Origin of the sequence: Bacteroides sp. An51A (assembly GCF_002161565.1) — a bacterium.
GTDB lineage: Bacteria > Bacteroidota > Bacteroidia > Bacteroidales > Bacteroidaceae > Phocaeicola > Phocaeicola intestinalis.
This window is the reverse complement of the sequence record NZ_NFIC01000006.1, coordinates 121,663-133,500: the sequence shown is the minus strand read 5'-3', so window position 1 is coordinate 133,500 and position 11,838 is coordinate 121,663. Positions and strand designations below refer to the sequence as shown.

Genomic DNA, 11,838 nt, shown 5'->3' with positions numbered 1-11,838 from the left:
CCTGTCTTATTTCGGGATTTGATAAGTAGTCTATGTTTTGTTATTGAGGAAGGTGGATTTTCACAGTATTTTTGAGGCTATATGGAATATAAGGATAGCCGCCTTTGATTTACGGTTATGCGTCACGTCGGTCGCAGTTAATCCCTGTAATCTTTCCTTTAATTCTAATCCGTTTGCCGCCGCATTCTTTTTCAGGTGAATTTTCATGGCGATAGCCATAAAGAAAATTCTCCTGAAAAAAGGAATAAATGCGGCTGGCAAATCAGGATTTGGATTTATCTTTGATGGAAGGGATAACTGGTTAATTATAATAATTGAATCTGAATTCATTTAGGGTATAACAAGTGTAATGTTTGAATACTTTACCATATACCATGGAAGTTGAAGACCTAAGCTATAAATTATTTCACTCATAGATTCAGAGTTTGACAGGACATACACATGGCAGTTAAAGCTATTAGGATAATAAAGCAAGTTGCGGAGTAAAACAAGAGTGGAATATCTACTTAACTGGAGCACAGAAAAGATTACAATTCGTTTAAATAATGTCACTAATGTTGCTTAAGGTCAGGTGGTTTTAATGAACTATTTAATAATGAATTATACTGCTATTTTTTACAACTAAATTTATACATTGATTTGTAAGCGATATTCACTGGGCGTTCGTTTTGTTATTTTCTCAAATTGAGTGATAAAATGTGGTACAAAATTATATCCGGATTCATAAGCAATCTGTGCAACCGTAAGATTGGAATAAGCCAATAATTTGCAGGCGTGTTCGATACGTATCTCGGCTAGGCATTGGAAAATGCTCTTATCCGTTCGTTGTTTGAAATATCTACAAAGAGCTGATGGGTTTTGTTTTACGTAGTCTGCAATTTCTTTCAACGAGATTTTATCTTTGAAATGGTTAAAAAGATAAGTATATACACGATTAACAGGTTCATTGGTTTCCTTTAAAAGATTAGAGCTATTGTATGCTATGTCTGAAAGAATATTTGTCTTCTTGCATTGGCATAACCGTTCCAGAATTTGAAAAAGATGGATTAATCGTACAGTGTGCTCGACTTTTTCCAGTTCTTCAAACTGCTGTAGCAACTCTTCATATAAGTTCTTGTCAAGGAAGTGTATTCCATACTGGCTTTTCTGCAATAATTCATATATAGGTAGATAATCTGGTAATTTATCTATAGATAAAGGAAATATTGTAGGATGAAATTGTAGTGCGATTCCAGAACTTTTTTCCAATCCTGCATCGGGATTTAATTTTGCATTACATAAATGCAAATGGGGGACATTGCTTCCTATCATAACAACGTCTCCTTCCTTATAATTTCTAACACCTTCCCCCACGAATTGCTTGCCATTTCCATGCGTAAACAGCATGATTTCATATTCGGCATGTTTGTGTCGTGGTAATACGAAATTAGGATATACGATACGACTACATAATGTAGTCCTTTCGTGAATGATCTTTCGTTCCAGTATAGCCATATTGTATGATTTAATTAGGTTTGCAAATATAATAAAATATATCGCAAATATACTATAATTCTATATCAAAAAAACACCATAATTTTGCTGCATCAATATAAAACTATAACAATTTGCTTATGAACCATATAGCTGTCAATATAGGAGAAGTCTTAGGGGATATGTATCCCAACAGGCAAATGATAGGTGAAGTACTTGCCAATTCGGCTTATGTAATTTTGCTGTATAGTAATACAATAAGAATTGAAATATAAACTCACACATTAGAGAAAGTTATGGAAAAACAAACTATAAAATTGATTGCATCTGACATGGACGGGACTCTTTTGGATTCTACGGGCAGGCTGCATCCTGATTTTTTTTCAGTATTTGAGAATTTAAAAGATAAGGGTATTACGTTTGTAGCAGCAAGCGGCAGACAATACTACAATTTACTTAAACTTTTCAGTAAAGTAAAGGACGATATTATTTTTATTGCAGAAAACGGAACTTATGTGGTCTCAAAATCAAAAGAATTATTGGTTGTTGATATTCCCATAGAAGAGATACGTAAAGTTGTTCGGGAAATAAGAAATATAAAGGGGGCATATCCTGTATTATGCGGTAAGAATAAGGCATATATAGAAGATGAATACATTGAATTTGTAAGGCAAGCCCGTACTTATTATGAACGGTGTGAAATCGTACCGGATTTATTGGAAATTACTGATGATGTGTTTCTCAAAATAGCGATATATGACTTTAACGGCTCCTCGGCAAACAGTTATCCTGTTTTGCAACATTTCAACGAGTCTCTAAAAGTAGTGGTATCAGGGCAGAACTGGCTTGATATAAGTCATCGTGATGCAAATAAAGGCAATGCACTGAAGTTTATCCAGAACTATCTCTCTGTGAAGGCAGAAGAATGCATGGCTTTTGGCGATCAGATGAACGATGCAGAAATGCTACAAACTGTATCTTATAGTTACTGTATGGCAAATTCTGCTATTGAATTAAAAAGTTTCGCACGTTATGTGGCTCCCTCAAATGATGAAGACGGTGTTTTGCATATAATCAAAAAAATCATTCTTAAATAAATATACGTATGGATATAAAATCAAAAGTCTCAGGTATTCAACATGTCGGTATTCCTACCAATGACATGCAAAAGAGCATACACTTTTATAAAGATCTTGGATTTGAAGTAATATGGCAGACTGTCAATGAACAAAACGGTGAGTCCGTGAGCTTTTTACGGTTGGGAAATCTAACCATGGAGATTTATGAGAACAAGCAGGCTGTAATGAAACCTGGTGCAATAGATCACATAGCCTTGGATGTGACAGATATCGATTCCATATTTTCAATAATGAAAAGTTCCGGTTACCAATGTTTGGATGAGCATGTCCAATTTTTGCCATTTTGGGAGCATGGAGTTCGGTTTTTCACAATAATCGGTCCAAACAAGGAAAAAATTGAATTCTGTGAGAGAAAACTATCAAAAGAGGAATAAAGCAATGGAAAATAGCAACTTGTTGGCAGCATTCGGAAACAGTGCTGCAAGAGTAAAGAATGCCATTTTTGCTATTAGAGCAGGTAGAGGCGTGTTGTTGGTTGACGATGAGAACAGAGAGAATGAAGGCGATCTCATTTTCCCCGCACAGACAATTTCTGAAAAAGATATGGCGTGTATGATACGCCATTGCAGTGGTATAGTCTGTCTGTGTCTTACACAAGAAAAAGCTGCAGAACTCAGTCTGCCGTTTATGGTAGAACATAATACCAGCACTTATGGAACAGCTTTTACTATTTCCATAGAAGCGGCTGAAGGAGTAACAACCGGGGTGTCGGCCGCAGACCGTGTCAAAACTATAAAAGCCGCCATAGCAGAAAAAGCGACGCCTCAATCACTCCATAGTCCGGGGCATGTATTCCCGTTAATTGCCCGTCCAGGAGGTGTGAAAGAGCGAGGAGGGCATACCGAAGGAAGCGTAGAACTTATGAAATTGGCTGGTTTTCAGCCTTACGCAGTGTTATGTGAACTTACCAATGATGATGGTACAATGGCAAAGTTGCCTGAAATAATTGAATTTAGTAAACTTTATAATTATCCTGTTATGAGTATCAACGATTTGAAAAATTACAATCCAGCTCCCGACTTTCTTCCGGAGCTGGTAGGCTCTTTTGCAAAACCTGCTGCAGAAAACCCGACAGTGGCAATCATGGAGGCTGCATTCCGCCATCACAGTATGCACTATCGTTACATCAACTGCGAGGTGGGACCAGACAGATTGGAAGCAGCCGTTGCAGGAGCTAAAGCGATGGGTTGGAGAGGTTTTAACTGCTCCATTCCCAATAAGGTAGAAGTTATCAAATACCTTGATGAATTAGGTGAATCCGCTCGCATTATAGGTGCCGTCAATACTGTCATCATTGAAAAAGACGGAAAGACGCGAGGAGAAAATACGGATGGTAAAGGTTTTGTAAAGGCAATATCGGAAGTAACATCCATAGAGAGGAAGAAACTGGTGGTGTTCGGTGCAGGTGGTGCGGCACGTGCTATTTGTGTGGAAATGGCATTGGCCGGAGCTTCCGAAATAACGGTATTGAACATAGATGAAACAGGAAAGGTGCTGACCGATTTGCTAAACCGGGAGACTCCGGCTAAAGCGTCGTTCATTCTATGGGATCACAAATTCAATATCCCAGCTGATACGGATATAGTTATTAACGCTACATCAGTTGGTTTATATCCTAACGTGGAACAACGATTGAATATCAATGTTGACACATTAAAATCTCACATGATTGTTGCCGACTGCATTCCTAATCCGGCATATACGCATTTTGTAAAAGATGCGACAAGTAAAGGTTGTAGGCATGTACTTCCCGGTATGAATATGTTGGTAAATCAGGCGGTTATTGCCCTTAAATATTGGACTGGTGAAGATGTGGATGCCGAAGTGATGAGACAAGAATTGAAACGGGTTCTCGGACTATAAAAACGGGTTCTCGGACTATAAACAAGTAGCTTATGGATTTATCAATATGGATTCAAACCCCCACGGACTGGGGAATGCTTTTTATGTCAGCTTTCATAATCGGTATGTCAAAAACGGGTATTCAGGGTTTAAGTCTAATCTCTGTGCCCCTTATGGCACTTACATTCGGGGCAAAACCTTCGACAGGTTTGATTTTGCCTATATTGTGTACAGCTGATTTGGTAGCTGTACTTTACTATCGGCGCATTGCGGAATGGAAATATGTATTCAAACTTCTTCCAACAGCTTTGATGGGTTTTGTATTGGCTTTGTTGGTGGATAAGATTGTGCCTCCTGACGGGTTCAAGCATCTGATGGGAGGATGTCTTGTAATAGTAATGCTTGTCATGTTTTGGTCAGAACGGAACGGAAAAGAAAACAGACTTTCTTCTTGTTGGTGGTATGGTCCGCTTTTCGGACTTTTGGGTGGTTTTACCACGATGATAGGAAATGCCGCAGGGCCGGTAATGGCCATATACCTTTTGTCGGTAAAGATGCCTAAGTATAGTTTCATCGGAACAAATGCATGGTTCTTTCTCGTCATAAACTATCTGAAAATTCCAGTGCAGATATTGGCGTGGGACAATATCACGAAACAGTCTCTTATATTGGATGCCTGTACCATTCCTTTTATTCTATTGGGGGGGGTGGCCGGAATCATTTTGATAAAGCGATTGCCGGAAAGAGGTTTTCGCAACTTTACAACGGCTGTTACCAGTCTGTCTGTACTTATGTTGTTTATATAATTTCAAAAAACTTTTATCGTATGGAATATCGTAAATTAAACGGTTCGGGATTATTTGTTCCGACACTGACATTGGGAACGGGAACATTCGGTGGCTCTCACGGTTTCGAGGGTTGGGGACATACCGGAGTAAGTACAGCAACGCGTATGATTGATATGTGCTTGGACGCAGGATTGAATATGTTCGATACTGCCGATATATATTCCCGTGGGCTTGCAGAAGAAATATTGGGCAAAGCTATTGCTGGCAAAAGGAACAGGCTACTCATCGCTACCAAAGGGACTTTTCCGATGGGGGAAAGCCGGAACGAAGAAGGTTCGTCGCGTTTTCATCTCATTGAGGCTTGCGAAGCGAGTTTACGTCGTCTCGGTACAGACCATATTGACCTTTATTATATTCACGGATTTGACCGGAATACTCCAGTGGAAGAAACCTTGCGTGCATTGGACGATTTGGTAACGAAAGGCAAGATACGTTATATCGGTTGCTCTAACTTCTCAGGTTGGCAACTGATGAAATCACTCTCTATATCTGAGCGCCGCAACTGGACTCGGTATATAGCACATCAGGTTTATTATTCATTGCTAAACCGTGATTTCGAGTGGGAACTGATGCCGCTGGCTCTTGACCAACAAGTAGGTACGATAGTGTGGAGCCCATTAGCAGCAGGAAGGTTGGGCGGCCGTTATCGTCGTAACAATCCCATACCGCAAGATGGCAGGGTGGCGCGTGGCGGAGCTCCCGTAAGAGATAATGTCGTTTCTTATGACCGCTTGTATGACATTGTAGATGTACTGGACGAACTTTCCGCAGAGACAGGTAAAACCGTAGCGCAAATAGCCTTAAACTGGTTGCTGCAACGTCCTACTGTATGCAGCTTGGTTATAGGAGCCAGTTCCGAAGAACAGCTGCGGCAGAACCTCGGTGCAGTTGACTGGAAACTCACACCTGAACAGGTCAGCCGTTTGGATACCGCCAGCCGCACGGAAAAGCCTTACCCTTATTGGCATCAAGACCAGCGTCCGGAACTTTCATCTCAATTGTTTTAAGCTTCCGCAGCCATGAAAAGATTTAGTTTATTCATCTTGCTGTTTGCCGGATTATTCTTCATTTCGGCAAACGCACAAAAACAGCCGTCCATGTACATATACAAACAAATGGGCAACAGATATGTTGTCAGTATCAACAACCACGATGAGATAGTCAAAGCTTTAGTATCTTTCTGTCATGAAATGAAAATTGAGTCGGGAGTTATATCGGGCATTGGAGCAATCAATGAGCTGACACTCCGATTCTTTAATCCCGATACCAAAAGGTATGAGGACAAGACTTTTCACGAACAGATGGAGATAGCCAATCTTACTGGAAATATTTCCACGCTGGATGGAAAAGTGTACCTACACTTGCACATTACTGTGGGACGCCGCGACTGTTCAGCCTTGGCAGGACACCTGCTTGCCGCTACACTGAGTGGGGCAGGTGAATTTGTAGTGGAGGATTATGGCGAACAGGTAAGTCGCGTGTACAATCCAGACTTGGGGCTGAATGTGTATGATCTTGAAAAATATAATGAACATTAAAGAATATGTTGTATGAGACAAGTAATATGGATATTAATCGCATTTGCGTCGGTCTGCACCGGATTTTATGGATGTCATCATTTGCAGGCGACAGAAACGCAGACAGTCAACAGTGGAGAAGAACGATTGGAAATCTCTTTCAGATTTCATCGTGGCGGTATAGCTTCAAGCCAATATGCTATTTGGATAGAAGATGAATCTGGGAGGTTGGTACGAACCCTTTATGCCACATCATTTACCGTGGAAGGCGGATATGAATACCGGAAAGATGCCATTCCGCTGTGGGTTGGCAAGGCTAGGCCACAAATGATGACTTCTGCACAGGTGGATGCCATAACGGGAGCGACACCACAGAATGGAAACCTGACCTATCAATGGGATGGAACGGATGATAAGGGCAATTGTCTTCCACCTGGAATCTATAAGTTCTTTGTCGAAGGTACACTGTATTGGAAAAGTAGAGTCTTATATTCTGGTAAACTGCATTGGGGAAACAAAGTTTCCGATTCCATATCCGTTGAAGTCAGGTATTTCAATCAATCCAGTACCAATGAGAATATGATTACAGAATTAAAAGCATACCATATTAACAAATGAGGATGAAATATCTCTATATAATTGTGCATGGGAACTTTCATATTGATAAATTTCATGATAGGAATAGCATTTGAATTACTGGTTCTGTATTGGTCCTTGAGATGCTTTGGATTATTGGATCTTATATTATACGTTGTTCCATAAAACTTACAATAGTAGCTATTCTTATTATTGCAACCATTATAATGCCTATATCAGATATAGGCGCACTTATGCTGGTTGCATTGCTAATTTGGTTGTTGTATGAAATAAGCTTTTATGTTGTAAAGGATAAATTATATCATTCGAATGAGCAGTTTGTTACGTAAAAAAATATTTCTGGGTTATATTATCATAACAGCTATAGTTCTATTTCTGACTGTTGTTATGGTCAACGAGCGTTTCCGCTTTCGAAGGTTTGAGGGCGTCATAAATGAAACAGAATATGCCCGTAAAAATATTTATAAAGCTCATTTATATATTACTAAGTTAGTAACTTTAGGTGAATCTGTTATAGCATGGAATGAATCAGATTATAATAAATACCATCATCAACGTCTTAAAACAGATAGTGTTCTAATTGAAATAAAATCTAGTGGCGTAAATTCTTTACTTCCGGTTCAAATAGACTCTTTACGAGCATTGCTTGAAACGAAAGAGATGCACCTATTCCGAATAATGCAAGCTATTCAATCTTGGGAGAAGTCCGACAGTATTCTTGCTAATGAACTACCTGTAATAGCTACACAGTCGGTTCGGATGAAGACAATAACGCGGAAAAAGAAAGGAATTGCCGGGTTATTTGGAAAGAAAGAGACGGTACAAGTTCCATACATCACAAATGAAATACAGGACTTCAATGAAAGATTGACTTCTGCCAGAGATTGGAGGAACAATCAGATGGAAGCGTATGCAGACAGTATGCGTTTACAGAACAGGCTGTTAAATCACAAGTTATATGATTTTGTTTCTTCTCTTGATAACCAAATACAGCAGTCATTTACAGAACAGTATCTGGAAATAACGGAGACAAGATGGAAATCTTTCCGACTGTTTGCTATTGTGATAAGTATTGTTGTCGTTCTGTTTATTATTTCTTTTTTCATTATTCTATCCGATTTACGTAAGGAAGAAAAGATAAAACTCAAACTACAGCAAACCGTTCTGGAAAACGAGGATTTGCTTGAAATGCGCAAAAGAATAATTCTGACCGTTTCTCATGATATACGTGGCCCGCTCGGTAATATTCATAACTGTGCTGATTTGGCTTCCCAAACACGGGAGAAAAAGAAACGCGAACCATATTTGGATGATATACGCCATTCCTGCCATCATATCCTGCATTTGGTTAATGATCTGATGGATGCCTATCGGATCAATGAAGCCGGTGATTTGCGTAACGACACACCATTTTATCTTGACCGTTTCCTGCAACGCATCTCAGACGAGTTCTCCCGCAAGGCTGTTGCAAAGGCCTTATATCTTCAATCTGAACATCAAAATTCATCTTTTGTTGTAAAGGGCGATGCAGATAAGTTGGAGCAGGTACTGGCCAATTTACTGACCAATGCCATCAAGTTTACCCCAACAGGAACCATAAGCTTTTATTCAAAATATTTGGAAGGGAAACTGCACATTGAAATCAGGGATACCGGTATCGGTATGGATGAGGAAACGTTGAAAAGAATATTTTCTCCATTTGAGCGTGCCGCACAGAATATCAATTCCGAGGGCTTCGGTTTAGGGCTTTTCCTGACCAAGGGACTGGTCAAAGTCCTGAATGGTATTATAGCTGTGGAAAGCGCACCGGGAAAAGGGAGCATTTTCAAGCTTGAATTCCCTTTACCCGTAACGGATGAACTTGTGGAAGAGGACAAGCCTGATAATGATTCGATAACCATTCTACCGAAGAATGTGCTTGTTGTGGATGATGATCCTATATTGTTGAAAATAGCGGAAGACATGCTTGGGCGTAAGGGAGTTTCCTGCACAACCTGTATGAATATCCAGGAAGTCGTGGCTGCTCTTGGGCAATCGGATTATGATATGGTGCTGACAGATGTACAAATGCCGGACACCGACGGGTTCGCTCTGTTAAGGTTGCTCCGAAATTCAGATATTGGAAATTCAAAAACGATTCCGATAGCAGTCATGACAGCCCGTGGTGACAGCAATACTGATATTTATGAAAAAGAAGGGTTCGTAGGTTGTATTCATAAGCCGTTCAATATACATGCATTGCTGACTTTTTTATCATCTGTTATGTCTCAAGCAAAAGTATCAGATGCCGGTGAATTTGATTTTTCCCGTTTATTGGAAGGTACGGATGATAATATGCATATGTTATCTTTGGTTGTCGATGAATCCAGAAAGGAACTTGAGGACCTGGAATCAGCCTTGAAAGATGATAACCGTGAAGTTATGAGAAAAACAATACATCGAATGATACCTGTATGGGAAATGCTAGGAAAGGAATACTTGTTGCGTGATTTTCAAGAGCGGTTACATGATATGGACAGTAGTGATGAATTTATTTGTGAACATGCAATTCTGATTATAGAGTGGGTAAAGAAATTGATAGAAGAAACAGAAAAAGAATTAAGGAAATATGAGAATACTGATTGTTGAGGACAATATGATACTTAGCGGCATGATTGAAAAATGGCTGCATAAAGCCGGTTACGAAGTTTTGACAGCTATAGATGAACCCGGTGCACGTAGTATCCTGAAGAAAAACGAAATCAGTCTGGTATTGGGAGACGTGCGCCTGCCGGAAGGTGACGGTATCAGCCTTCTGGAATGGATGATGCGTTCCGGTATGGAAATTCCTTTTATTGTCATGACGGATTATGCCTGTATTTCGGATGCTGTCCGTGCCATCAAGCTCGGAGCAAAGGATTATTTGGAAAAGCCTGTCCACCAGGAACAACTGCTTGAATTAATGCACAGTATGATGAAAAGTCCGGTTGTAGTGCGTAAGGAGCGTTCTTTTGTAGAACGTACCAGCGAAGGCGCAAGGAAAGCCGCTTCACTGGCTCGTCGTGTGGCACCTTCGGAACTTTCAGTCCTGATACTCGGTCCGAGCGGAAGCGGTAAGGAAGTGATAGCCCAGATGATCCACCGTTATAGTGGCAGACGTGACAAGCCTTTCGTTGCTGTCAATTGTGGAAGCATACCTAACGATTTACAGGCTTCTGAATTTTTTGGTGCGGTCAAAGGTGCTTTTACAGGAGCCGTTTCAGACAGAAAAGGACATTTTGAAACAGCCAATGGAGGAACTTTATTTCTGGATGAAGTCGGCAATATGCCGTATTCCATGCAGATTCTTCTTCTGCGTGTCCTTCAGGAAAAGGAGTTTAATCCGGTAGGAAGTGATAAAGTGAAACATACGGATGTACGTATTATTTCAGCTACCAATGAGGATATGAAAAAAGCGGTGGAGGAAGGTCGCTTTCGTGAGGATTTGTATTATCGCCTTGCAGAACTCGAAATTGTTCAACCGCCATTAAAAGATTGCAAAGACGATATTCTTCTGCTTGCCGAATTCTTCAGAAAAGAACATTCCGGTAGAATCCGTGTCAAGAATGAGGGCTTTACCGAAGAAGCGAAAGCATGTATGTTGGGATATGACTGGCCGGGTAATGTGCGGGAATTGAACGCAAAGATCAAACGTGCGGTAATTGTTGCGGATAATGCATTATTGGATGTCTGTGACTTGGGACTGGACAATGTAGATTGTAGTGACAATCCGGATATTCGTATCATTCAGGAAAAGGAAAGGATACGAAATCTGCTTGATAAAAATCATGGTAATGTCAGCAAGACAGCAGCGGAACTTGGTTGCAGTCGTACAGCCCTGTACAAGAAAATGAAGAAACTTAATCTTAAGTAATTTTTATTCTTTAAGGCAGTATACCAATCTACATATATTGTTTCGGAATGTTTTGGACTCACGCAAAGTCCATTGTCCGAATTGAATCTTTCCGGTTATGTTTTTCCCATTTTTGTATGATATTGGAAGCAGGTAAATGACCAGTTCATCTGCGAGTTGGAAGAGAAATACTCCACCTGCATATTCGGCACTTTTTTCGTCTTGTACTTTCATAAAAAAGGTACAATTATTGTCTCGTCTCTCTTTTGCATCCATCAAGTCAAGCATGCCGTAATGCGGATACATGTTGAATGTAGCCCGCTCTTCCCAATAAGGGAATCCGTTCCGGTCTGTCCTGAGCCATTCCATCAGTTCCTCATTTTTGTCCGGCAGGAAACCGTCCAATGTGACGGGCATAATAATTTGAACTTTTGCCATACCTCTGCTATTAAAAATAAAAGCATGAAACCCATGCTGTTTTTAAACTGAGGCTCTGGCAAGCCCAAAACGAAAAACATGCATGGGCTCACGCTATAGGGTATAGCATAAGC

General features: G+C 40.2%; 12 protein-coding genes. 9 read left to right on the top strand and 3 right to left on the bottom strand.

Going from position 1 to position 11,838, the window contains the following annotated elements; all coding sequences use genetic code 11:
* Positions 1-60: 60 nt before the first annotated feature.
* A complete protein-coding gene (locus tag B5G04_RS12815) occupies positions 61-330 on the bottom strand; it encodes a hypothetical protein (RefSeq protein ID WP_087397547.1) in 270 nt (89 codons plus the stop codon).
* 297 nt (positions 331-627) lie between these two features.
* The gene (locus tag B5G04_RS12810; protein ID WP_087397545.1) at positions 628-1,494 is read right to left on the bottom strand and encodes an AraC family transcriptional regulator; all 867 of its coding nucleotides are present in this window, start codon (positions 1,492-1,494) and stop codon (positions 628-630) included.
* Between the two features lie 275 nt (positions 1,495-1,769).
* Here B5G04_RS12810 and B5G04_RS12805 point away from each other — a divergent pair, with 275 nt between their 5' ends.
* From B5G04_RS12805 to B5G04_RS12765, 9 genes are all read left to right on the top strand, one after another.
* Positions 1,770-2,570, top strand: a complete 801-nt coding sequence (locus B5G04_RS12805; RefSeq protein WP_087397544.1) for a Cof-type HAD-IIB family hydrolase — start codon at positions 1,770-1,772, stop codon at positions 2,568-2,570.
* 8 nt (positions 2,571-2,578) lie between these two features.
* A complete protein-coding gene (locus tag B5G04_RS12800; protein WP_087397542.1) occupies positions 2,579-2,986 on the top strand; it encodes a VOC family protein in 408 nt (135 codons plus the stop codon).
* On the top strand, positions 2,958-4,475 hold the full coding sequence (gene ribB, locus B5G04_RS20735) for a 3,4-dihydroxy-2-butanone-4-phosphate synthase (RefSeq protein ID WP_343211173.1): 1,518 nt from the start codon (positions 2,958-2,960) through the stop codon (positions 4,473-4,475). The genes B5G04_RS12800 and ribB overlap by 29 nt, the downstream gene beginning before the upstream one ends.
* Before the next feature lie 32 nt (positions 4,476-4,507).
* Entirely contained in the window at positions 4,508-5,260 is a 753-nt protein-coding gene (locus B5G04_RS12790; protein ID WP_087397538.1) for a sulfite exporter TauE/SafE family protein, read from the top strand.
* A 20-nt stretch (positions 5,261-5,280) separates the two neighbouring features.
* A complete protein-coding gene (locus B5G04_RS12785) occupies positions 5,281-6,309 on the top strand; it encodes an aldo/keto reductase (protein ID WP_087397536.1) in 1,029 nt (342 codons plus the stop codon).
* A gap of 12 nt (positions 6,310-6,321) precedes the next feature.
* Positions 6,322-6,840, top strand: a complete 519-nt coding sequence (locus tag B5G04_RS12780; RefSeq protein ID WP_087397534.1) for a PPC domain-containing DNA-binding protein — start codon at positions 6,322-6,324, stop codon at positions 6,838-6,840.
* A gap of 12 nt (positions 6,841-6,852) precedes the next feature.
* Positions 6,853-7,437, top strand: a complete 585-nt coding sequence (locus B5G04_RS12775) for a DUF2271 domain-containing protein (protein ID WP_087397533.1) — start codon at positions 6,853-6,855, stop codon at positions 7,435-7,437.
* 288 nt (positions 7,438-7,725) lie between these two features.
* Positions 7,726-10,044 carry a hybrid sensor histidine kinase/response regulator gene (locus tag B5G04_RS12770; protein WP_087397531.1) on the top strand — a complete coding sequence of 773 codons (2,319 nt, stop codon included), beginning with the start codon at positions 7,726-7,728 and terminating at the stop codon, positions 10,042-10,044.
* Entirely contained in the window at positions 10,025-11,308 is a 1,284-nt protein-coding gene (locus B5G04_RS12765) for a sigma-54 dependent transcriptional regulator (RefSeq protein ID WP_087397529.1), read from the top strand. Before B5G04_RS12770 ends, B5G04_RS12765 begins: the two co-directional genes overlap by 20 nt.
* A 3-nt stretch (positions 11,309-11,311) precedes the next feature.
* On the opposite strand, the gene B5G04_RS12760 is transcribed toward B5G04_RS12765, so the two are convergent.
* Positions 11,312-11,725 (bottom strand): hypothetical protein, encoded by a 414-nt coding sequence (locus tag B5G04_RS12760; protein WP_087397527.1) that lies wholly within the window; start codon positions 11,723-11,725, stop codon positions 11,312-11,314.
* Positions 11,726-11,838: the final 113 nt, after the last annotated feature.

What these genes read in the sequence shown, in the direction of transcription:
- B5G04_RS12770 (WP_087397531.1), top strand. Translation starts at nt 7,726, where the DNA reads ATGAGCAGTTTGTTACGTAAAAAAATATTTCTGGGTTATATTATCATA.
- B5G04_RS12760 (WP_087397527.1), bottom strand. Translation starts at nt 11,725, where the DNA reads ATGGCAAAAGTTCAAATTATTATGCCCGTCACATTGGACGGTTTCCTG.
- B5G04_RS12810 (WP_087397545.1), bottom strand. Translation starts at nt 1,494, where the DNA reads ATGGCTATACTGGAACGAAAGATCATTCACGAAAGGACTACATTATGT.
- B5G04_RS12815 (WP_087397547.1), bottom strand. Translation starts at nt 330, where the DNA reads ATGAATTCAGATTCAATTATTATAATTAACCAGTTATCCCTTCCATCA.
- B5G04_RS12765 (WP_087397529.1), top strand. Translation starts at nt 10,025, where the DNA reads ATGAGAATACTGATTGTTGAGGACAATATGATACTTAGCGGCATGATT.
- B5G04_RS12800 (WP_087397542.1), top strand. Translation starts at nt 2,579, where the DNA reads ATGGATATAAAATCAAAAGTCTCAGGTATTCAACATGTCGGTATTCCT.
- B5G04_RS12805 (WP_087397544.1), top strand. Translation starts at nt 1,770, where the DNA reads ATGGAAAAACAAACTATAAAATTGATTGCATCTGACATGGACGGGACT.
- B5G04_RS12775 (WP_087397533.1), top strand. Translation starts at nt 6,853, where the DNA reads ATGAGACAAGTAATATGGATATTAATCGCATTTGCGTCGGTCTGCACC.
- B5G04_RS12785 (WP_087397536.1), top strand. Translation starts at nt 5,281, where the DNA reads ATGGAATATCGTAAATTAAACGGTTCGGGATTATTTGTTCCGACACTG.
- B5G04_RS12780 (WP_087397534.1), top strand. Translation starts at nt 6,322, where the DNA reads ATGAAAAGATTTAGTTTATTCATCTTGCTGTTTGCCGGATTATTCTTC.
- B5G04_RS12790 (WP_087397538.1), top strand. Translation starts at nt 4,508, where the DNA reads ATGGATTTATCAATATGGATTCAAACCCCCACGGACTGGGGAATGCTT.